The sequence below is a fragment of the Cryptosporangium minutisporangium genome (assembly GCF_039536245.1).
Taxonomy (GTDB): domain Bacteria; phylum Actinomycetota; class Actinomycetes; order Mycobacteriales; family Cryptosporangiaceae; genus Cryptosporangium; species Cryptosporangium minutisporangium.
In genome coordinates, this window is record NZ_BAAAYN010000002.1 from 112,205 (window position 1) to 132,958 (window position 20,754).

19 protein-coding genes are annotated in these 20,754 nt (G+C 71.5%); 13 read left to right on the forward strand and 6 right to left on the reverse strand.

Annotated features, from left to right (window positions below):
* The first annotated feature begins 140 nt into the window (after positions 1-140).
* Positions 141-713, forward strand: coding sequence for a TetR/AcrR family transcriptional regulator (locus ABEB28_RS01780; protein ID WP_345726138.1), 573 nt, complete (start codon positions 141-143; stop codon positions 711-713).
* An 11-nt stretch (positions 714-724) separates the two neighbouring features.
* On the opposite strand, the gene ABEB28_RS01785 is transcribed toward ABEB28_RS01780, so the two are convergent.
* Positions 725-1,444 carry a class I SAM-dependent methyltransferase gene (locus tag ABEB28_RS01785; protein WP_345726140.1) on the reverse strand — a complete coding sequence of 240 codons (720 nt, stop codon included), beginning with the start codon at positions 1,442-1,444 and terminating at the stop codon, positions 725-727.
* Positions 1,445-1,688: 244 nt separating this feature from the next.
* On the opposite strand from ABEB28_RS01785, the gene ABEB28_RS01790 reads away from it, so the two are divergent.
* The 3 genes from ABEB28_RS01790 to ABEB28_RS01800 all read left to right on the forward strand — a co-directional run bounded on the left by ABEB28_RS01790 (position 1,689) and on the right by ABEB28_RS01800 (position 5,803).
* Positions 1,689-2,966: a peptidoglycan-binding domain-containing protein gene (locus ABEB28_RS01790; protein WP_345726141.1), complete on the forward strand. Its 1,278-nt coding sequence runs from the start codon at positions 1,689-1,691 to the stop codon at positions 2,964-2,966.
* Positions 2,967-3,269: 303 nt separating this feature from the next.
* Positions 3,270-3,542 carry a hypothetical protein gene (locus ABEB28_RS01795; RefSeq protein ID WP_345726142.1) on the forward strand — a complete coding sequence of 91 codons (273 nt, stop codon included), beginning with the start codon at positions 3,270-3,272 and terminating at the stop codon, positions 3,540-3,542.
* Positions 3,543-3,613: 71 nt separating this feature from the next.
* A complete protein-coding gene (locus ABEB28_RS01800; protein WP_345726143.1) occupies positions 3,614-5,803 on the forward strand; it encodes a bifunctional polysaccharide deacetylase/glycosyltransferase family 2 protein in 2,190 nt (729 codons plus the stop codon).
* A gap of 120 nt (positions 5,804-5,923) precedes the next feature.
* On the opposite strand, the gene ABEB28_RS01805 is transcribed toward ABEB28_RS01800, so the two are convergent.
* Positions 5,924-7,774, reverse strand: coding sequence for an ABC transporter ATP-binding protein (locus tag ABEB28_RS01805; protein ID WP_376981575.1), 1,851 nt, complete (start codon positions 7,772-7,774; stop codon positions 5,924-5,926).
* Between the two features lie 139 nt (positions 7,775-7,913).
* Between ABEB28_RS01805 and ABEB28_RS01810 the strand changes: the two genes are divergently transcribed.
* The gene (locus ABEB28_RS01810) at positions 7,914-8,699 is read left to right on the forward strand and encodes an exodeoxyribonuclease III (protein ID WP_345726145.1); all 786 of its coding nucleotides are present in this window, start codon (positions 7,914-7,916) and stop codon (positions 8,697-8,699) included.
* Here ABEB28_RS01810 and ABEB28_RS01815 read toward each other — a convergent pair.
* Entirely contained in the window at positions 8,681-9,448 is a 768-nt protein-coding gene (locus tag ABEB28_RS01815; protein ID WP_345726146.1) for an enoyl-CoA hydratase/isomerase family protein, read from the reverse strand. The two genes, ABEB28_RS01810 and ABEB28_RS01815, sit on opposite strands and share 19 nt — an antisense overlap.
* A 182-nt stretch (positions 9,449-9,630) precedes the next feature.
* Between ABEB28_RS01815 and ABEB28_RS01820 the strand changes: the two genes are divergently transcribed.
* Entirely contained in the window at positions 9,631-11,235 is a 1,605-nt protein-coding gene (locus ABEB28_RS01820) for a hypothetical protein (protein ID WP_345726147.1), read from the forward strand.
* A 111-nt stretch (positions 11,236-11,346) separates the two neighbouring features.
* Positions 11,347-12,201: a hypothetical protein gene (locus ABEB28_RS01825; protein WP_345726148.1), complete on the forward strand. Its 855-nt coding sequence runs from the start codon at positions 11,347-11,349 to the stop codon at positions 12,199-12,201.
* A 378-nt stretch (positions 12,202-12,579) separates the two neighbouring features.
* On the opposite strand, the gene ABEB28_RS01830 is transcribed toward ABEB28_RS01825, so the two are convergent.
* Both ABEB28_RS01830 and ABEB28_RS01835 read right to left on the reverse strand, forming a co-directional pair.
* A complete protein-coding gene (locus tag ABEB28_RS01830; RefSeq protein WP_345726149.1) occupies positions 12,580-13,017 on the reverse strand; it encodes a hypothetical protein in 438 nt (145 codons plus the stop codon).
* A 53-nt stretch (positions 13,018-13,070) separates the two neighbouring features.
* Positions 13,071-14,672 carry an ABC-F family ATP-binding cassette domain-containing protein gene (locus tag ABEB28_RS01835; RefSeq protein ID WP_345726150.1) on the reverse strand — a complete coding sequence of 534 codons (1,602 nt, stop codon included), beginning with the start codon at positions 14,670-14,672 and terminating at the stop codon, positions 13,071-13,073.
* A gap of 207 nt (positions 14,673-14,879) precedes the next feature.
* Here ABEB28_RS01835 and ypfJ point away from each other — a divergent pair, with 207 nt between their 5' ends.
* From ypfJ to ABEB28_RS01865, 6 genes are all read left to right on the forward strand, one after another.
* The gene (gene ypfJ / locus ABEB28_RS01840) at positions 14,880-15,764 is read left to right on the forward strand and encodes a KPN_02809 family neutral zinc metallopeptidase (RefSeq protein ID WP_345726151.1); all 885 of its coding nucleotides are present in this window, start codon (positions 14,880-14,882) and stop codon (positions 15,762-15,764) included.
* Between the two features lie 114 nt (positions 15,765-15,878).
* Positions 15,879-16,124 carry a hypothetical protein gene (locus ABEB28_RS01845; protein WP_345726152.1) on the forward strand — a complete coding sequence of 82 codons (246 nt, stop codon included), beginning with the start codon at positions 15,879-15,881 and terminating at the stop codon, positions 16,122-16,124.
* Positions 16,121-17,062 carry an ABC transporter ATP-binding protein gene (locus ABEB28_RS01850; RefSeq protein ID WP_345726153.1) on the forward strand — a complete coding sequence of 314 codons (942 nt, stop codon included), beginning with the start codon at positions 16,121-16,123 and terminating at the stop codon, positions 17,060-17,062. The genes ABEB28_RS01845 and ABEB28_RS01850 overlap by 4 nt, the downstream gene beginning before the upstream one ends.
* Entirely contained in the window at positions 17,059-17,811 is a 753-nt protein-coding gene (locus ABEB28_RS01855; RefSeq protein ID WP_345726154.1) for an ABC transporter permease, read from the forward strand. The genes ABEB28_RS01850 and ABEB28_RS01855 overlap by 4 nt, the downstream gene beginning before the upstream one ends.
* Before the next feature lie 19 nt (positions 17,812-17,830).
* Complete coding sequence (locus tag ABEB28_RS01860; protein ID WP_345726155.1) at positions 17,831-19,021, forward strand: sensor histidine kinase; 1,191 nt, start codon at positions 17,831-17,833, stop codon at positions 19,019-19,021.
* Positions 19,018-19,623 (forward strand): response regulator, encoded by a 606-nt coding sequence (locus tag ABEB28_RS01865; protein WP_345726156.1) that lies wholly within the window; start codon positions 19,018-19,020, stop codon positions 19,621-19,623. Before ABEB28_RS01860 ends, ABEB28_RS01865 begins: the two co-directional genes overlap by 4 nt.
* Here the strand turns inward: ABEB28_RS01865 and ABEB28_RS01870 are convergent.
* Positions 19,620-20,744, reverse strand: a complete 1,125-nt coding sequence (locus ABEB28_RS01870; RefSeq protein WP_425558904.1) for a winged helix DNA-binding domain-containing protein — start codon at positions 20,742-20,744, stop codon at positions 19,620-19,622. The genes ABEB28_RS01865 and ABEB28_RS01870 overlap by 4 nt on opposite strands.
* Between the last annotated feature and the right edge of the window lie 10 nt (positions 20,745-20,754).

Here is a 20,754-nt window from a genome sequence, read left to right on the forward strand (position 1 = left end):
CAGTCGTTCGGGCGGGCCCCGGAGCGCTGTGCTTTCGGCGAGCTTCGCGCCGCCGGAAGCGCAGCGCTCCGGGGCCCGCGTGCATTCCTAAACCAGACGTACGGATTGCAAGAGGCCTTCCGGGCTGACACGATCGACGTATGCCCAAGGTCAGTCAGCTGCACCTCGACGCCCGTCGGCAAGAAATCCTCGCCGGCGCCAGGGCGTGTTTCGCCCGACACGGTTACGAGGGTGCGACGGTCCGTCGGTTGGAGGAGGAGACCGGCCTGTCCCGTGGAGCCATTTTCCACCACTTCCGGGACAAGGAGTCGCTGTTTCTCGCGGTTGCCGAGGACGACGCCGCCGAGATGGCGGCGGTCGTGGCCGAGCAGGGCTTGGTCCAGGTCATGCGGAACCTGCTCGACGACGAGTTCAGCCCGGAGCAGGCCGGGTGGCTCGGCACGCAGCTGGAGGTGTCGCGTCGGCTCCGCACCGACAAGGACTTCGCCGCCCGCTGGGCCGCGCGCTCGGAGGCGATCTCGCAGGCCACACACGACCGGCTGACCCGGCAGCGCGAGGCAGGCGTGCTGCGCGACGACGTCGATCTGGAGACGCTGCAGCGGTTCCTGGAGCTCGCCCTGGACGGTCTCGTCCTCCACCTGGCGATGGGCCGCCCCGCCGCCAAGCTCGGCGCCGTCTTGAACCTCGTCGAAGAAGCCGTCCGCCGCCGCTAGTGGGCGGCCCGCTACCGGCGAGCCTGGATTATTTGGCCGCCGTCGTACGGGATGTCGTCTTTGACGACGAAGCCGGCGTCGGCCAGCTCGGCACGCAGTTCCTCGGGCATAACCGGCCAGGTGTAGAACTCGGTCTCCTCCACCGAGACCACCTCGCCCTCCCCGTCCAGCACCGTGTAGCGGTACTCCCACCACTGCCGCTGGCCGGCGGATTCGCCGCGCACCGACCCGACGACCGTGTGCGTGCCCACGGCGACCCGGCCGAACTCGCGCGGCTCCTGCGCGATCGGCTCGGTGAGGTGCGGCTCGTCCAGCAGGAACACCCCGCCGGGGACGAGCGCGTTGCGCACCCGCTCCCAGATGTCCGGGCGGTACGGCGGCGGGAACGCCGGGCTGGTGTCGAGGCACACCGCGAGGTCCGCGAACTCGCCGAGCGCCAGCCGCTCGGCGGTCTCCGGCAGCACGGTGGTGCGTGCCCGGAGACCCGGAGCCGCGGCCAGGCGGGCATAGAGCGCGGTCCGCATCCCCACCGAGGGTTCGACCGCGATGATCGGCACGTCGGGGGTCTGGGCCCCGAGTGCCGCGAGCACCGAGCCGGTGCCGGCCCCGAGGTCGAGGATGCCGTGCCGGACGTCGGCTCCGACGGCCGCGAGTAGTGCCTGCGTCCGGGCGGCCGACCGCTCGGTGTGCAGCAGGTCGTAGTACTGCGCCGCAGCCGCGTAACCGTCCACCACTGCCCCACCTCCCCCGTGTTGCCCTCAGCGGCGACCTTAAGCGCAGCGTGTGGCTTTCCGGCAGGCCCGAACCCAATTCTTGAGGCAGAGATAGGGCTGGTCAGCGCCGTCTGCCCGGTTTGCCGCATAAACCCGCGGGCCGGGCGGCGACGGGAGCGCGCACGGATCGGGAGCGGTGCGGGACGGGTGCACGGGAGCGATTCGGGTCAGCCGGCAACCGTCCGGCGCCGACAGGACGGCCGTGACGACGCTCCCGATGGCCCGCCGCCTCCGTACCTTCGGCGCCGCTCTGACCCTATCCGTGCTCGCCGGCGTCGGCGCCGCTCCGGTGGCGGCCGCTGCGGCGGCGGCCCCGGTCAAGACTCCGGTCGCCCCGGCGAAGCTGCCCGCCGCGATCGAGTCGCTGACCCCCTACGTCCCCCAGAGCTCCTGCGAGTGGGTCGACAAGCCCGGCGCTATCGCGTTCGGCGCGCTCCTGAAAGCCACCTACCCCGGCACGTCCTACGGCGTCACCCGGTCCTGCACCGGCACGATGGCCAGCGAGCACTACGACGGCCGGGCCGTCGACTGGATGACCTCGATCCGTAAGCCGGCTCAGGCCGCGCAGGCCACGGCCGTACTGAACTGGCTCTTCGCCACGGACGCCGCGGGCAACGAGAACGCCAACGCCCGCCGGCTCGGCGTCATGTACATCATCTGGGACGGCAAGATCTGGGGCAGCTACAACGCGACGTGGAAGCCGTACTCCACCTGCGCGTCGCACCCGGAGGCGAGCTGGGACACCACCTGCCACCGCGACCACGTGCACTTCAGCCTGAGCTGGGCCGGCGCGATGAAGCGGACGTCGTTCTGGACCGGCGCCGTGGCGGCGAACGACTACGGGCCGTGCCGCACCGCCGACCTCAACTACGCGGCGCCTTACCAGGCTCCGAACAAGACCAAGTGCACCTCGTACCCGACGCTCAAAGCCGCGGCCGGCTCCTCCGCCGCCTACGCGGGGCTGGTCAAGTTCTCCGGTGCGCAGCTGCAGAACGGCGCCGGTGGCAACGCGGTGAAGGCGCTGCAGACCGCGCTCGGCGTCCCGGCGGACGGTGCGTTCGGGCCGAAGACCGGTGCCGCGATCACCGCGTTCAAGACCGCGCGCGGCCTGCCGGGCACTGCGGTGGTCGACGCCGCGACCTGGCGTGCGCTGCTCGCCGCCCTCAAGCCGGCGGCGACGGCCGGCGCCCCGAAGCCGGCGACGAAACCGGCCACGAAGCCGGCGACCAAGCCCACCACCACGAAGCCCGCGACCACCACGAAGCCCACCAACCCGCTCACCCAGTACCGCAACACCGTGTTGAAGTACGGCTCCAAGGGTGCGGCGGTCACCGCGCTGCAGCGTCGACTCAAGCTGCCGACGGTCACCGGCACGTTCGCGACCAAGACCCAGAACGCGGTGAAGATCTTCCAGCGGACGCACCACCTGAAGGTCACCGGCGTCGTCGATCGCACGACCTGGACCGCCCTCGGCGCCTGACCTGAACCGCCCGACCCGCCCGAACGCCCGTGGGTGGAGTGCTCCCAGCACTCCACCCACGGGCGTTTCGCCTTCCTTCCGTTCTCACGCGATTACCCACCGTGGCGAAACTGAAGCCTTGTGGATGTATCAGCCGGTCGAACGTCCAACGGCGCGACGCAGGAATGACGATCGGTAGCCGTGAAAACGGTAAGGTGATCCGGTAATGTCCGTTTTCGGAGGCCATCTTGTGACCGCTTTGGACGTTTTGTTAATGCTGTGAGTCCGATTAGCGAGGTTCATGGCGCTTCTACGCTTGAAGGCATGACCCCCGTGAAATCACTCACCGTCACTGACCGCACCGCCGACAGCGCAGTCACCCGGGCCACCACCGGCGCCTCCGCACCGGTCTTCGTGGACACCACCGGCCGCCGCGCCCGCTGGCTCCGCGTCCTCGCTGTCGTCGTCTGCCTGGCCTTCGCCCTCTACCTGGGCACGATGGCCAGCGGAGTGTTCGGCTCGTCGGTGGACCTTTCGACCGCGATGCCGAGCGCCTCCGCCACGGCGTCCGCGACCGCTTCGGCCGCCGCGGGCTAGCCCGGCCGAGCCGGGAGTGGCGGCGCGCACCGACCGCCCGCCGACCCCGGTCGGCCGACCCAAGGACTGCGATGCCCCGGTCCGCCCGCCGCACGCCCAGCCCGCACGACCAGCGCCGTGGCGAACGGCGGACGCGCGGCCGGGTGCCGGTCGTCATCGTCCTTCTGGTCTTTCTGTGTGCCGTGCTCTTTCTCAACGCGATCGCCACGGCGTCCGTCGGCGCGTCCAGCACCGTGCACGAGGCCGGGAGCGCGAAGAACGTCCCGTCGGAGATCACCGGCGGCGGGCCGGTGATCGACACGACACAGGGCCGCACCACCGCGTCGTTCGCGATGAAGGCCAACACGATCGCGCTGACGTTCGACGACGGCCCCGATCCGACCTGGACCCCGAAGATCCTCGACGTGCTGAAGAAGCATGACGTCGACGCGACGTTCTTTCTGGTCGGCGCTCGCATCACCGAGGACCCGTCGATGACCAGGCGGGTCCACGACGAGGGCAACGAGGTCGGCATCCACACGTTCACCCACGCCGACATGTCCACGATCGGTGCCTGGCAACGTCGTCTGCAGTACTCCGCGACGCAGATGGCGGTGGTCGGCGCGACCGGCGACACGACGTCGCTGCTGCGCTTCCCGTACTCCTCGACTGCCGCCGCGATCGACGACACCTACTGGCCGATCATCACCGAGGCCGGCTCGCTCAACTACGTCACGGTGGTCGCGGACGTCGACGGCGAGGACTGGGCGCGCCCGGGCGTCGACGAGATCGTCGAGAACGCCACCCCCGAGGAGGGGAAGGGCGCCGTCGTGCTCATGCACGACGCGGGCGGCGACCGGAAGCAGACCGTCGAGGCGCTCGACGTCTACATCCCGAAGATGAAGGCGCTGGGCTACACGTTCACGACGCTGTCGGAGGGCATCGACTTCGGCGACGGCAGCACCGCCACCGTCCACCGCTCCGCGACCACCAGCGAACTGCTGCGGGGAAAGGCCGTGCTCTACGGCATCTGGCTGGCTCACGAATTCGTGCTGTGGTGCGCGTACCTGCTGATCGTCGTCGGGGTCCTCACGATCGCCCGGCTCCTGCTGATGCTGCTGCTGACCTGGCGGCACCTCGCCCGGCAGCGCAGACAGCGCCGACGCGGTGGCTCGCCGCCGGTCACGCTCCCGGTCTCGGTCGTCGTGCCCGCGTACAACGAGAGCGCGGGCATCGAGGCCGCGGTCCGATCCCTGGTCGCCAGCGAGTACGTGGGACGGACGGCGGACGGAGCACCGGCGCCGGTGGAGGTCGTGGTCGTGGACGACGGGTCGACCGACGGCACCGCGAACCTCGTCGAGGCGCTCGGCCTGCCCGGGGTCCGGATCATCCGGGTGGAGAACGGGGGGAAGGCCCGCGCGCTGAACATCGGCGCGGCCGCCACCACGCACCCGATCGTCGTCATGGTGGACGGGGACACGCTGTTCGAGCCGAGTTCGATCGGCGCGCTGGCCCAGCCGTTCGCCGACGCCGGAGTCGGTGCGGTGGCCGGCAACGTCAAGGTCGGGAACCGGCGCAGCCTGCTCGGGCGCTGGCAGCACATGGAGTACGTCACCGGCTTCGCGGTGGACCGGCGCGCGTACGAGATCATGCGCTGCATGCCGACCGTGCCGGGCGCGATCGGAGCGTTCCGGCGGGAGGCGCTGGAGCAGGTGGGCGGCGTCAGCGACGACACGCTCGCCGAGGACACCGACCTGACGATGGCGCTGAGCCGGGCCGGGTGGCGCGTCGTCTACCAGGATCAGGCGCGGGCCTGGACCGAGACGCCGGCCACGATGAGCCAGCTCGCCACCCAGCGGTACCGGTGGACGTACGGGACGATGCAAGCGATGTGGAAGCACCGCGGCGCGTTCTTCGACCGCGGGCCGTCCGGCCGGTTCGGACGCGTCGGGCTGCCGTTCTTGGCGCTGTTCGGCGTGGTCCTGCCGTTGCTCGCGCCGCTGATCGACGTCTTCCTCATCTACGGGCTGCTGTTCTACGACGCCGCGCTGACCGTGCTGGGCTGGCTGGGGATGCTCGCGGTGCAGCTGGTCATCGCCGTGATCGCGTTCCGGCTGGACAAGGAGCCGCTGCGGCCACTGTGGGCGTTCCCGCTGCAGCAGATCGTCTACCGGCAGCTGATGTACGTCGTGCTGATCCAGTCGGTGGCCACGGCCCTGACCGGCGCACGCCTCCGCTGGCAAAAACTCCGCCGCACCGGGGACATCAGCACGGCCCGCTGAGGACGACGCTGACAGCCGCGCCCTCAGCGCGCTCCGCCGCCGTTACGAATACAGGCGCGCCTGGCGGCGCTTCATCTGCCAACTGCCTCGGGCGGACGCTTGGGCGCGTGCCGCCGCTCGTCAGGCGGCGGTGGGGGCGAACTGGGTTTCGTATAGGGACGCGTAGAGGCCGCGCGCCGCCAGGAGTGCGGAGTGGGTGCCGCGCTCGACGATGTGGCCGTTCTCGACGACGAGGATCAGGTCGGCGTCCCGGACCGTGGAGAGCCGGTGCGCGATCACGATCGCGGTCCGATCCGCCAGCGCCTCGTCCAGCGCCTGCTGCACCGCCCGCTCGGAGTCCGAATCCAGGTGCGCGGTCGCCTCGTCGAGGATCACCACCCCCGGCGCCTTCAGCAGGAGCCGAGCGATCGCCAGCCGCTGCTTCTCCCCGCCGGAGAGCCGGTGCCCGCGCTCCCCCACGACCGTGTCCAGCCGATCCGGCAGCGACCGGACCAGCGGCTCGATCCGGGCTCGGCGGAGCGCGTCCCACAGCTCCTCGTCGGACGCACCGGGCCGGGCGAACAGCAGGTTCGCGCGGATCGTGTCGTGGAAGAGGTGCGCCTCCTGGGTGACGACGCCGACGGCGTCCCGCAACGACGCGGTGGTCGCGTCCCGGACGTCGACGCCGCCGATCAGCACCGCGCCGGAGTCCACGTCGTACAGCCGCGGTACCAGCTGGCTGATCGTCGTCTTGCCGGCCCCGGAGGGTCCGACCAGTGCGACGAGCTGGCCCGGCTGCGCTGTGAAGTCGACGTCGTGCAGCACCCGCGTCCGCGGGCTGCTGTCCAGCACCGCGACCTCCTCCAGCGAGGCGAGCGAGACCTCGTCCGCGGCCGGGTAGCTGAACGAGACGTTCCGGAACTCGACGCTGCGCGCCCCCGGGGGTATCGGGACCGCGCCGGGCTTCTCGGTGATCATCGGCGGCAGGTCGAGCACCTCGAAGACCCGGTCGAAGCTGACCAGGGCGCTGGCGACGTCGAGTTGGACGTTGGAGAGCGCGGTCAGCGGTCCGTAGAGCCGGGTGAGCAGCAGCGCCAGGCTGACGACCGTTCCTGCGGACAGGCTTCCGGCCAGCGCCAGCCAGCCGCCGACGCCGTAGACCAGCGCGGTCGCCAGCGCCGCGACCAACGTCAGCGCGGCGAAGAACGCCCGTGAGTAGACCGCGGAGAGGATGCCGACGTCACGGACCCTGGCCGCGCGCCGGGTGAACGCCTCTTCCTCTTCCTCCGGCCGTCCGAACAGCTTGACCAGCACCGCACCCGCGACGTTGAACCGCTCGGTCATCGTCGTGTTCATCGAGGCGTTGAGCTCGGCCGCCTCCCGGGTGATCCCGGCGAGCCGCCGTCCGACCCGCCGGGCAGGCAGTACGAAGATCGGCAGCAGGACGAGCGCGGCGGCGGTGATCTGCCAGGACAGCGTCAACATCACCGCGAGCGTGAGCACCAGCGCGATGACGTTCGAGACCACTCCGGACAGCGTCGAGGTGAACGCGCGCTGTGCCCCGATCACGTCGTTGTTCAACCGGCTGACCAGCGCGCCGGTCTGCGTCCGGCTGAAGAACGCGACCGGCATGCGCTGGACGTGCGCGAAGACCTGGCTGCGCAGCGACAGGATGATGCCCTCACCGATCCGGGACGAGAACCAGCGTCCGACCATCGAGAGCACGGTGTCGACCACGGCCAACCCGGCGATCACCAGCGCCACCGTGACCACCGCACTCCGCGGGCCGCCCCGGCCGATCGCGTCCACGACCCGCCCGGCCAGCACCGGCGTCAGCACCGCGATCACCGCCGACACCACGGTCGTCGCCAGGAACACCGTGATGTCCCGGCGGTACGGGCCGGCGAAGGACAGGATGCGCTTCGCCGTCCCGGGCGGGAGCTTCCGCTGCGTCTCGGGGCCCCCACGGCGCATCGTGCGCATCAACTGCATGGCCGCCATCGGCTCGGTCATCGGGCGCCACCTCCGGCTCTGTCATACAGCACGGCCTCCGGCTGGGTGCAACGCTGTAATCACCTCCGCTGTTCCGCCGCGGGGCTCCGGGCTTCACCCCCACTGGCAGGATGGGGCCGTGCGCCTGGCGACTTGGAACGTGAACTCGGTGACTGCGCGGCTCCCGCGGCTGCTCGACTGGCTCGCGACCACGAAGCCGGACGTCGTCTGCCTGCAGGAGATCAAGTGCAGCGCCGAGGCGTTCCCGGCCGCAGCGGTGGCCGAGCTCGGTTACGAGACCGCGGCCCACGGCGACGGACGCTGGAACGGGGTCGCGCTGCTCTCCAAGGTGGGCCTGGACGCGGTGACCCGCGGGCTGGTCGACCAACCCGGCTTCCCCGACCCGGAACCTCGGGCCATCGGCGCGACCTGCGGCGGCGTCCGGATCTGGTCGGTCTACGTGCCGAACGGCCGCGAGCCAGGCCACGCGCACTACGCCTACAAGCTGGCGTGGCTGACGGCGCTGCGGAACACCGTCGCCGCCGAGTTGGGGCCGGCGCCGTTCGTCGTCGCGGGCGATTTCAACGTGGCCCCCACCGACGACGACGTCTGGGACCCGGCCGCGTTCGTCGGCGCCACGCACGTCACGCCGCCCGAGCGGGAGGCGCTGGCCTCGCTGCGCGAGGCCGGTCTGGTCGACGTCGTGCCGCGACCGCTGAAGTACGACCACCCGTTCACGTACTGGGACTACCGCGCGGGAGCGTTCCCGAAGAACCTCGGCATGCGCATCGACCTGTTCTATGCCGACGCCGCCCTCGCGGCCACCGTCAGCGACGCCTACGTCGACCGGGACGCCCGCAAGGGCAAGACTCCCTCCGACCACGCGCCGATCGTGGTCGACGTCGCTCAGTCCGTGGTCGCGTAGCGGTCGTCGAGGCGGCGGGCGAACGACTCGCGTTCCGCGGCTGCCTGTTCGCATGGGGTTCGCTGCGGTGCTCCGGCGAGCAGCGCCTTGGTCTCGGCGAGCGCCGCGCGGTCGGCGGAGAGCAGGTCGGCGACGAACGCGTCGGTGACCGCGGTCAGCTCGGCCTCCGGCACCGCCCGGGACGCCAGCCCGAGCCGCTCGGCCTCGGCCGCACCGACCCGCCGACCGGTCAGGCACAGTTCGGTCGCGCGCCCGGCACCGACCAGGTCGACCAGGCGGCCGGTGGTTCCGAGGACCGGCGCCGCTTCGCTGCGCCCCCCGGTCAGCGCGAACGACGCGTCGGTAGCGACCAGCCGTAGGTCGCAGCAGAGCGCGAGTTCGACGGCGACGCCGGCCAGCGGACCCCGTGCGGTGGCCACCGAGACGACGTCCGCCCGGCGGAGCCACCCCACCGCGGCCTGGTAGGAGGCCAGTACGGAATCCCGCTCCTCGTCCGAGAGCGACGCCAGCCGAGCCGAGACACTGCCCGTAGTGCTCGGATCACTCTGGGAACTCGACCCGGCGAGTTCGAGCACGACCACCCGAACGTCACCGGTCAGATCCGCTCCGATCCGAGCGAGTTTCTCCAGCGTCCGCACCGTTGTGTCGCCGAACCGACCGAGCGGCCCGACGACGACGGTGAGTACCCCCTGCCGGTCGCGCCGCAGCTGCGGCACAACCCACTCGTCAGTACTGTCCGCCCAGGTCACCTGGGTACTCCCCGGCTCCAGCCGAGCCCCATCGGTACCCCGCCCCCTCTGCGTCCGGCCTTCGTGTCCGAGCCTACGCACCGCGCGGACGTATCGAACGTTCGGCGGTAACAGGGGCCGAACGGACCGAACTCTCACCTCCAGATCGTGAGTCGCTCGCGGCACGCCTTACCCTGAAAGCCATGGCTTCCGGCTACCGGTATGACGACTCCCGCCCGAACGGCGGGACGTACGACCCTCCCCGCGGCGCGGATCCTGACGCGACGGCCTACCGCCGGCCCCGCGGCGGCGAAGGTGACGGCTACCGCGAGGGTGGCCACCGTCCGAACCCGGAGCCAACCAGGGCGCCCCAGCCACCGCGCGCGCCGGAGCCCCGCGGGGCGTACGAGAACGACGGCGGCGCCTACCGCGACCCGGCCTCGTTCGACGACTACAACGACCGGGCCGGCTACGGCGGCTACGAGAACGACCGCGGGCGCCGCGGCGACGACCGGTACGACGAGCGACGGTCCGGCCGGTACGACGAGCGCGACCCCGGATACGGGGCCTCCTACGACGACCGCGCCTCCTACGACGACCGGGCCAACTACGACGACCGGGCCCCCCACGCCGACCGGGCCCCCCACGCCGACCGGGCCTCCTACGACGAGCGGGCCAACTACGACGACCGGGGCCGTCGCGGTGACGACCGCCGCGGGTACGACGACCGCGCCGCCTACGACGACCGGGGCTACGACCGGCCGGTCGGCTACGAGCAGGATCGGCGCAGCGACCGGCGACCGGACGGCCGTGGGTACGACGACCGCGCCGGCTATGACGGCCGGGGTTACGACCGCCGGGGCGGCTACGACGATCGGGACGAGCCGGGACAGGAGACCCGGCGGGTCCGGCCCGAGGAGCTCGGCCTGCCCGCGTTGAACCGGCGGGGGGCCCAGGGGCCGTCCGACGCGGAGACGAGCATCATCCCCGCGGCCCGCCCACCGGCCGACGGTCCGCCGCCGCGCCGTGAGCCGCCGCCGCCCGAAATGGACTCCGAGTCCACGATGCTGTTACCGAGAGCAACTGACCGCTCACCCCTGGATCGTGCGCTGCGCGATCAGGACAGCGAACAGACGCAGATGTTCGTGCCGCGTCCACCGGCGGGCGCGGCCGGTGGTCCGCCGCCGGGGCTCGCCGGGACCCGCGTCGGCGGTCCGCCGCCCCCCGACGCCGCAACCCAGATGATCCGCCGCCCCGAGGATCTGCCCCGGATCGACGTCCCGGGCATGCCCGCCGGCAGCGACGATCAGGCGACCCAGATGTTCGCCCGCCCGGACGACCTCGGGCGGCCGGTGTTCGTCGACAGCAGCGGCAAGCGGCAGCGGGGTCTGAAGATCGTTCTGGCCCTGGTCGGCATCATCGGGCTGCTGTTCCTGATCGGCGTCATCGTCAGCCTCACCACCGGGGCCGGGCCGGACGTCATGCGCGGCACGTTCGGCGAGCAGGACGACAAGACCCCGACGCCGGTGCAACCGTCGACGAACGAGACCCCGCCGACGACCCGTCCCTCGGCCTCGAGCACGGACGGTCCCGACGCGCAGAACAGCCGCGAGCCGCAGCGGTCCACCGGCCCGTCCCGCTCGGCGGCGGCCCCGCCGCCGGCCGAGGAAGAGCCGGTGGAGCCGACTCGCCGGCCTACGCGGTCCCCCGATCCGGAGCCGAGCGACGACGAGCCCGGCGGCAACACGCCGACGCCGACCGGCAACGCGACCGCCAGCAGCAATCCGCCCCCAGGCGGCGGCAACTGAGCACGGACTACTTGGGGCACCACTATTGCCCCCAGAATTAAGAATTGTTGAAGTAGGACATTTCCGTTACAGGGATGGTTAGCCCAGTCCCGTTCCCTTTAGCCTGTGCACATGGCTCTCGTCCGTACAGACGACGCCACAGGCGTCACTCCCGCGTTCTGGACTCCCTCGATCACCAAGGCCGCCGAGGACGGCGAGGTTCCCGAGTCCACGGACGCGACAGCGGTATTACCGGATTCGGCGACCGCGGAACGGCCAGAATCGCCGGCCTCCTCCGGCCCTCCGGGGGCCCCGTCGACGGCGCCGGAGGGCGATACCCCGGGAACCACCCACGCGGCCGCCAGCGACGACCCCACGCCCCTGCGTAGCGCCCCCGAGTCCGACGCCGCGCCGAGCGGCACCTCGGGATCGCCTGTGCAGACCGAAGCGGGCCAGGAAGCGTCGGCGGACAGCACCGCCGATACCCAGCTGCTGCGCCAGGTCGCCGACGCCGACGCCCCGGTGTTCCTCGACACGACCGGCCGACGCCGACGCCGGTTACGCGCCCTGGTCTGGCTCGTCGGTCTCGCCGGACTCACCTACGCCACCATCCTGGTCGTCAGCCTGCTCGGTGGGCACAGCACCCAGTCGCTGACCGCCGCCCCGGAGTTCCGTCCCGGCGAGAAGCAGTCCCCGCCGGCCACCGCGGCACCAGTGGCCACCACAGAAGCCGAACTGGCCCGCCCGACCGACGCGGCCGTCGACCCCAGACCGACGGCGCGGGCCACGGCGGACGGTCCCGCGACGAGCCCGGCCGCCCGCTCACCCCAACCGGGTCGCAGCGGCAGCCAGGCGGCGCGTTCCCCGTCGGCCGCTCCGACGGCGAGTGCACCCACGCCTTCCGCGTCCGCGGCCGTACCCACTCCGTCGCCGAGCGCCGGGGTCCTCGACGGACTCGTCGACACGCTGTTCCCGTGGGCGTCGTGACCAGCGGAAGTAACCAGTCGCGATTGGCCGGTCACTCTTCGTGATCAAGGGAGAGGCCGCGTCAGCGAATCACTGTGAGTTACCTGATAGTCGGATTCTATACAGCGCCTCGGATTCGCCCGACTTACCGCGAAATGACCTACCCTTCTGTCCGGATAGCACTCCAAATGTAAATAACTGAGCGTGACATAAGGCGTCACCGATGGGTCTTTAGTCTCGAAGCGTGAACACTGTCGCTCCCCACGACGTCACGCAGAGTCTCGAACCGATCGGCGCCGACGAGCTCGGCTCCGCGTCGCCCGTCTTCGTCGACACGAGCGGCCGCCGGCGACGCCGGGTACGCGTCGTCGCCGGCTTCGTCTCCGCGTGCTGCCTGCTCTACACCGGACTGCTGGCCTTCAGCTTGCTCACCGGCGGCTCGGTCAGTCTGAACACCCTGTTCCCGGACGGGGAGGCGGCCGCCGCCACCCAGACCTCGTCAGCGCCGAGCGCCGCCGCGTCGGAGACCGAGAGCCTGTCGCGGACGACCACGTCGTCACAGAGTGGTGGTTCGACCACTACGGACAGTGTCTTGGCGCCGAGCGTGGCTCCGAGCTCGGTCGCCACGGTGAAGCCCTCGACCGGCGCGACGACGGCCCCGGCCGTACCGACGACGGCGCCGACCACCGCCCCGACCACGGTGCCGACCGCCGCGCCGACGACCACCGCGCCCACCACCGCGCCGACGTCTGCGCCCACTACGGCACCCAGCACCGCTCCCATCGCGGAAGCACCGGGCACCGGCGCGGGGGCCACGGCTCCGTAGGTCCTGCGCACGCAGAAGGGGTCCATCCCCCACGGGACGGACCCCTTCGGCAGCGCTTCGGGCCTCAGGCCAGGGAGACGAGCTCCATCAGGTCGTCGGACCAGTTGTCCTCGACCCCGTCGGGCAGCAGGATCACCTTCTCCGGCTTCAGCGCCTCGACCGCGCCCGGGTCGTGCGTCACCAGGACGACGGCACCGGTGTACGTCGTCAGCGCGTCCAGCACCTGAATGCGGCTGACCGGGTCCAGGTTGTTCGTCGGCTCGTCCAGCAGCAGGACGTTGGCGGACGAGCTGACCAGGCCGGCCAGCGCCAGCCGGGTCTTCTCACCGCCGGACAGCACCCCGGCCGGCTTGTTCACGTCGTCTCCGGAGAACAGGAACGCACCGAGCAACCGGCGCAGCTCGCCGTCGCTGCTGTCCGGAGACGCGGACCGCATGTTCTCCAGCACGGTCCGCTCGGTGTCGAGCGTCTCGTGCTCCTGCGCGTAGTAGCCGAGCTTGAGCCCGTGGCCGGGCACGACCTCGCCGGTGTCCGGCTGCTCCAGCCCGGACAGCAGACGCAGCAGCGTCGTCTTCCCGGCACCGTTCAGCCCCAGGACGACGACTCGGGTGCCCCGGTCGACGGCCAGGTCGACGTCGGTGAAGATCTCCAGCGAGCCGTAGCTCTTGGAGAGGCCCTCCGCGGTGAGCGGCGTCCGACCGCACGGCGCCGGCGTCGGGAACCGCACCTTGGCGACCTTGTCGGAGACCCGCTCGTCGGCCAGCCCGGCCAGCAGCTTCTCGGCCCGCTTGGCCATGTTCTGCGCGGCGGTCGCCTTGGTGGCCTTGGCCCGCATCTTGTCGGCCTGGGACATCAGCGCGCCGGCCTTCTTCTCGGCGTTCGCGCGCTCGCGCTTGCGGCGACGCTCGTCGGCCTCGCGCTGCGCGTGGTACGCCTTCCACCCCAGGTTGTACTGGTCGACCTCGGCGCGGTTGGCGTCCAGGTACCAGACCTTGTTGACGACGGCCTCGAGCAGGTCGCCGTCGTGGGAGATGACGATCAGGCCGCTCTTGTGGCCCTTGAGGTAGTCGCGCAGCCAGGTGATCGAGTCGGCGTCGAGGTGGTTCGTCGGCTCGTCGAGCAGCAGCGTCTCGGCGTCGGAGAACAGGATCCGGGCGAGCTCGACACGCCGGCGCTGGCCGCCGGAGAGCGTCCGGAGCGGCTGCGCGAGGATCCGGTCGGCCAGGCCCAGGTTCGCGCAGATCCGCGCGGCGTCGCTCTCGGCCGCGTACCCGCCCAGCGCGGCGAACTGGTCCTCCAGCCGGCCGTACCGACGGACCAGCTTGTCGCGGTCGGCGTCGGTGACGGCCTCGGCCATCCCCACCTGCACCTTGTCCATGTCGTGCAGGAGGACGTCGAGCCCGCGGGCGGAGAGCACCCGGTCGCGGGCGGTGACGTCGAGGTCGCCGGTGCGCGGGTCCTGCGGGAGGTAACCGACCTCACCGCGCCGCGTGACCTCCCCGGCGTACGGCAGGCCCTCACCGGCCAGCACCTTGAGCGTCGTCGTCTTGCCGGCGCCGTTGCGGCCGACCAGGCCGATCCGATCGCCGGGCTGGACGCGCAGCGTGGTGTCGGAGAGCAGGATGCGCGCACCCGCGCGCAACTCCAGCCCGGTAACGGTGATCACGTGAGAATTCCTCGCAGACGGACGAACGGGCCGGAACGGAACGGGGCGAAGGTCGGTCTACGAGCGCACCCCACCAGTCTACCCGTCCGTGCAGAGCGATTTCCGGAGCGCGATCCCGGGCGCCCGATTGGTTGGCACGGCACGCCTCCGGGTATCGGACGGGCGCGCCCCCGGCGAGGCGGGGCACGGAACGGGACGGTGCGAGCGATGGACTTCGACAAGGACGCCAATCTTGATCTGTCCAAGGTTGAGGACGCTCGCGGCGGCGGGGGTGGCTTCGGTGGCGGCCCCATGGTCGTCGGCGGCGGCGCGCTGGGGCTGATCGTCACCGTGGTGCTGGCCCTGCTCGGGTACAACACGCTCGGCGACGACTCGACGAGCCCGGCGCCCAGCAGCTCGGCGAACCTGGCGCAGGAGTGCGCGGTGAGCAACACCCAGCGATTCGAGCTAGTGCAGTGCCGGCAGGTCGCGGTCTTCGACGACCTGCGCGACTACTGGAGCACCGAGGGCGCCCCCGCGCTCGGCGCGCAGTACGAGGACCCCCGGCTCCGCTTCTTCACCCAGGGCGTGAACACCGCCTGCGGTCAGGCCACCTCCGCGGTCGGACCGTTCTACTGCCCCGGTGACCAGCGCATCTACATCGACCTGGGGTTCTACGACGACTTGGCGCAGCGGTTCGGGGCGCCGGGTGAGTTCGCCCAGGCGTACGTGCTGGCTCACGAGTTCGGTCACCACATGCAGTACGTCACCGGGTTCGAGCGGGAGATCCGTCAGTTGCAGCAGCAGGATCCGGGCAACCAGAACAAGTACTCGATCGCCCTGGAGCTGCAGGCCGACTGCTTCGCCGGCGTCTGGACGAAGAACGCCACCGGCGGCGCCCAGAGCCTGATCGAGGGCGTCTCGCAGGAGGACATCAAGTCCGCGATCCAGGCCGCCGGTGCGGTCGGTGACGACCGGATCCAGGAGCAGGCCGGTGGTCAGGTCAACCCCGAGACCTGGACGCACGGCTCGGCGGCCCAGCGCGAGCAGTGGTTCAACACCGGCAACACCAGCGGCGACCCGAAGAGCTGCAACACGCTCAACGCCAGGTAGCAGCGCGCCGACGGCGGGCCCGTGACGTTCGTCATGGGTCCACCGTGAGCGGCGCTCGAAACGTCGTGCAGCAGCGCACGGCCCGGAGGCCCCGGCCGCCACCAGGCTGGAGGCATGCCCAACCACGCGCTGTCGAACTACGTCGCCGACCTCCTGTCGTTCACGTCGGCGCCCACCGTCCGCCGGGAACTCGCGGTCACCGCGTCCACGATCGCCCTGCTCGGCGTGCTCTGGGTGATCGGGAGCGACCCGAGCTTCCTGCTGGTCTTCGCCGTCGTCCTGGGCCTGTACTCGGTGCTCCGGCTAGGGCTCGCGGCCTGGAAGCAGACGCGGCAGTCGGGGAAGGCCCGAACCCGATGAGCGCCACCCCGACGAACGCCGTCGACGTCCGCGACCTGACCCGTACCTACCGCTCCGGGGCCGAGGCCGTCCGCGGCATCAGCTTCACGGTCCGACCCGGTGAGGTGTTCGGCCTGCTCGGGACGAACGGCGCAGGCAAGACCTCCACGATGGACGTCATCGCCGGCCTCGCGTCGCCGACCACGGGCACCGTCCGGGTGCTGGGGCGCGATCCGATCCGGGAGCGCAAGGCCGTTCGGCACCGCACCGGCGTCGTCCTCCAGTCCGGCGGATTACCGGGCGAGCTGACCGTCGCCGAGGCCGTCCGGATGTGGGCGGGCACGATGCGCCGCCCGCGGCCGGCCGCCGAGGCGATCGAATCCGTCGACCTGGTCGACCGCCTGGACGTGGCGATCAAGAGCCTGTCCGGCGGTGAACGACGGCGGTTGGACCTCGCGATCGCGCTGCTCGGCCGTCCCGAACTGCTCCTGCTCGACGAGCCGACGACCGGCCTCGACGCGGAGAGCCGTCGGCAGGTCTGGACGCTGATCCGCGCGTTGGTGGCGGACGGCACCGCGGTGCTGCTCACCACCCACCATCTGGAGGAGGCCGAGGAGCTCTCGGACTCCCTCGCCATCCTGCACCGCGGGCGGATCGTCGCCGAGGGCACGCTCGACGAGGTCGTCGCGACGCACCGCGCGGAGATCCGCTGGGGTGCCGCCGCCGGTCGGCCGCCAGCCGGGGTCCTCGACGGCGAGGCCGTCGAGGAGCAGGGCAGGCACGTCGTGGTCCGCACCGGCAACCTGCAGCGGACGCTCGTCCGCCTCCTGGGCTGGACCGAAGACACCGGTGTGGTGCTGCCCGAGCTGCGCGCCACGCCGGCCTCGCTGGAGACCGCGTTCCTCGCGCTGGCCCGCACCGGAGAACCCGTCGATCGCGAACTGGAGGCTGCTCGATGACTGCCGCACTGGCCCGGACCTACTCGCTGGGGCGCGCCGAGGTGCTGCTGCTCCGCCGCAACCGGACATTGCTCTTCACCGCCCTGCTGGTGCCGCTGGGACTGATCGGGCTGCTGGTCGCCGCCCGCAGCGGCGAGATGGACGATGACGCGACCGCCGGGGCGGTCACCACGTTCACCGGCATGGTGCTGCTGTTCGTCGTCTACTACACGATCCTGAGCAGCTCGGTGGCCCGCCGCGAGGAGGGCGTGCTGCAGCGCCTGCGCACCGGCGAGGCCGCCGATGCCGAGATCCTGACGTCGATGGCGCTGCCCGGCACGGTGGTCGCGCTCGCACAGATCCTGCTGTTCGCCGCACTCGGCGGGATCGCGCTGGGCCTGCCGCTCCCGGACAACCCGCTCGTCGTCCTGGCCGGTGTCCTGCTGGGCGCCGCCGTGTTCGCGGTCTTCGGACTGCTGACCGCGGTGATCTCCCGAACCGTGGAGTCGGTGCAGATCACCAGCTTGCCGGTACTCGCTGTCTGCCTGTTCGGCGCCGGCCTGGTGGTCCCGCTGGACTCGATGCCCGCGAACGTGGAGAGGATCTGTGGCTTCACCCCGCTGGCCCCGGTGCTGGAACTGGCGCGGGACGGCTGGATCGGCCCGGTCGACTGGGTGAGCGCGGCCGGCCAGGTGGGGATCCTGCTCGCCTGGATCGGGATCGGCGTCCTGCTGATCCGGACGTCGTTCCGCTGGTCGCCCCGTGCATGATTCGAACGGGGTGAGGCCGGTGAGTTCGTTCAGTGGGTTGCGACGGTGGTGGCGGGAGACCGACGACGTCGGGAGGGTGACGCTCTACACCCGGGTGTCCGTGATCCCGCTGCTCCTGGTCGGGCCGCTCGTCATCACGTCGAACCCGTCGCTGCGCGAAGGCACTGTCGCCGAGTCCGCGCTGCTCATGGTCGTCGCCGTGGTGCTGGCGCAGTCGGTGGCGGTGGCGCTCGTCGTCGACCGGCTGGTGCTGGGCCGTCGGCTGACCCGCCAGGACGTCGCGCTCTGGCTCGGCGCCACGCTGGTCGCGGCGCTGGCCCTGGTGGCACTGCCGATCGGGGACGCCCGCGGGCCCGGTTTTCTGACGGTCGCCGCGTTCGCGATCGCTCCGCTCGGTTCTCTGGGCGCGCGCTGGTACGTGCCGGCCGGGCTCGCCGTGGCCGCTGCGGTCGCCCTTCTGTCGAATGTCCGGCACGAGCACGCCGGCTTGGTCGTCGCCGTGACGTTCCAACTGTTCGCGATTCTGTTCGTGGTCGCGTCCGCGGTGCAGGTCTCGCTCTGGCTGGTCAACGTCGTGCGGCGGCTCGCAGACGCGGACCGGACCCGGGCCGAGCTGGCGGTCGCCGAGGAGCGGCTGCGATTCGCCCGCGACCTCCACGACATCGTCGGACGTGATCTCTCGGCGATCGCGATGACCAGTGACCTCGCCGCCGAACTGGCCCGGCGGGGGCGGCCGGAGGCCGCGGAGCGGGCCGAGGAGGCGCGGAACCTCGCGCAGGAGTCGCTGCGTCAGGTCCGCGCCGCGGTCCGCGGATACCGCGCGATCGACCTGCGGACCGAGCTGGAGGGCTCGGCGGCCCTGCTGCGTTCGGCCGGCGTGACCAGCCGCGTCACGGCCGAGGTCGCGGAACTCTCCGACGACGTCCGGACGGCGGCGGCCTGGGTCGTACGGGAAGGGGTGACGAACGTCGTACGGCACTCCGCGGCCACGCTGTGCCGCATCGAGGTACGGGAAGAAGGAGGCAGGGTGTTGGTGCGGGTCGAGAACGACGGAGCGAGCGGGCCACTCGGGCACGGATCCGGGCTGGTCGGGCTGGCGGAGCGACTCCGCCCGCTCGGCGGCGAGCTGACCTTCGAGCAGCGGGACGATGTGTTCGTGCTCCGCGCCGACCTGCCGACCAGCGCCGTCGTCCAGGAGGTGGGAGCGTGATCCGGGTACTGCTCGCCGACGACGAGAACCTCGTGCGCAACGCGATCGCCGGGCTGCTCGACCTGCAGGACGACTTGCTGATCGTCGCGCAGGCCGCGTCCGGAACCGAGGCGATCGCGATGGCACGCAAGGAACTGCCCGACGTCGCGGTCCTCGACCTGCAGATGCCCGGCGCCGACGGACTCGCCACGGCCGGCCGGATCCACGCCGACGTGCCGGGCTGCGCGACGATGGTGCTGACCAGCCACGGTCGGCCCGGCTACCTGAAACGTGCGCTCGAGATCGGCGTGCGGGGCTTCCTGCCCAAGACGTCGTCCGGCTCGGTGCTGGCCGCCGCGATCCGCACCGTCGCCGGCGGCGGGCGCTACGTCGACCCCGAGCTGGCCGCCGATGCGATCGCCGCCGGCGAGAGCCCGCTCACCCCGCGCGAGGCGGACGTACTGGAACTGGCCGCCGACGGCGCGACGATCGAGGAGATCGCGGTCCGGATCTCGCTCTCCCCCGGCACCGTCCGCAACCACCTGTCGTCGGCGACCGGGAAGCTCGGCGCGCAGAACCGCCACGAGGCGGTCGCCACCGCACGCCGCTCCGGCTGGATCTAGGCGCCGACCCGCACGGTCAACAGGCTCAGCCCTTTGGCTCGTGCGACGTGCGCCGCTTCCCGCTCGAGCTGGTCGGGCGGCAGCGGATCGCTGTCCGGGAACGGGGTCACGACGACCTCCTGGTCGACGACCTCCCACACTCCGACGATCCGGCCGTTCACCACGACGATCGGGGAGATCCACCCGGCGGTCCGGCTCACCGCGGCGCGGTTCTCCTTCCGGAGCAGCGTCTCGTCGTCGGTTCCGGGGCCGAGAACGTACTGGTCGAAGTCACCGAGCAGGCGGACGCCCGCGCTCTCCGGGGCGGCGCTGAGTTCGTCGGCGTGTTCGGTGAGCACGTACGCCTGCCGTCCGTCGACGTCGACCTCGGTGAGGACGTCGCCCAGGTCGGCGAACCATCGGCGCAGCCTCGGCCTGCTGGTGGCGTTCCGCGACAGCCAGCGGTCGAACGTCTCCGGCGTCGCCGGGCCGTAGGCACCCAGGTAGGCCTTGATCACGACGGGTGCGGCGTCGTCGGGCTCCGGAAGCCCTTCCCAACCCGGGAATCGGCTCGCCGGATGCGTGAACGTGACCTTGTTCCCCTGGTTCGGCCCGTGGCACAGCACGCCCCGCCAGGCCAGCGGCTTGAGTACCTGGCCCCAACCCGAGCGCAGCCGCTCCTCCATCCCGGCGAATCGACCGTCCGCCACCACTCCCGCGACCATCTCCTCCCTGGTCAGCACCGCGCCCTTGAGGACGTCGGCCACTTTCTCGGTCAACGCGTCGACCTGCTCCGGTGTCAGCCCCGTGACCCGCTGCCAGGAGGGTTTGCGCCAGAAGCCGGTGGACTCCAGCAGCGACAGGTAGGAGCCCGCGTCGGTCGGCGTGAGCAGGTGCAGCGTTCCCCGCATCGCCCAGGTCTTCATCAGGGCGAGGTCGGCGAATGCCCGGTTGACGCTCGTCCGGTCGGGGTCGGACTGCCGCAGCGCGACCGCCGTCTCCGCCGCACTCCACACCTGCGCCTGGACGCCGCAGAGCCGGCCGACGATCTCCGGCGCCGAGCGGTCGGTACGCGGGTCGAGGAATTGGCGTCGCATCCGCCACGCGGCGACCTGTCCCCTGCTGACCTTCACGCGGACCATCTCCTCAGGT

Bases quoted from the DNA above. Each gene is read 5' to 3' on its own strand.
- ABEB28_RS01780 (WP_345726138.1), top strand. From the start codon at position 141: ATGCCCAAGGTCAGTCAGCTGCACCTCGACGCCCGTCGGCAAGAAATC.
- ABEB28_RS01795 (WP_345726142.1), top strand. From the start codon at position 3,270: ATGACCCCCGTGAAATCACTCACCGTCACTGACCGCACCGCCGACAGC.
- ABEB28_RS01800 (WP_345726143.1), top strand. From the start codon at position 3,614: ATGCCCCGGTCCGCCCGCCGCACGCCCAGCCCGCACGACCAGCGCCGT.
- ABEB28_RS01805 (WP_376981575.1), bottom strand. From the start codon at position 7,774: ATGCAGTTGATGCGCACGATGCGCCGTGGGGGCCCCGAGACGCAGCGG.
- ABEB28_RS01820 (WP_345726147.1), top strand. From the start codon at position 9,631: ATGGCTTCCGGCTACCGGTATGACGACTCCCGCCCGAACGGCGGGACG.
- ABEB28_RS01825 (WP_345726148.1), top strand. From the start codon at position 11,347: ATGGCTCTCGTCCGTACAGACGACGCCACAGGCGTCACTCCCGCGTTC.
- ypfJ (WP_345726151.1), top strand. From the start codon at position 14,880: ATGGACTTCGACAAGGACGCCAATCTTGATCTGTCCAAGGTTGAGGAC.
- ABEB28_RS01845 (WP_345726152.1), top strand. From the start codon at position 15,879: ATGCCCAACCACGCGCTGTCGAACTACGTCGCCGACCTCCTGTCGTTC.
- ABEB28_RS01850 (WP_345726153.1), top strand. From the start codon at position 16,121: ATGAGCGCCACCCCGACGAACGCCGTCGACGTCCGCGACCTGACCCGT.
- ABEB28_RS01855 (WP_345726154.1), top strand. From the start codon at position 17,059: ATGACTGCCGCACTGGCCCGGACCTACTCGCTGGGGCGCGCCGAGGTG.
- ABEB28_RS01870 (WP_425558904.1), bottom strand. From the start codon at position 20,744: ATGGTCCGCGTGAAGGTCAGCAGGGGACAGGTCGCCGCGTGGCGGATG.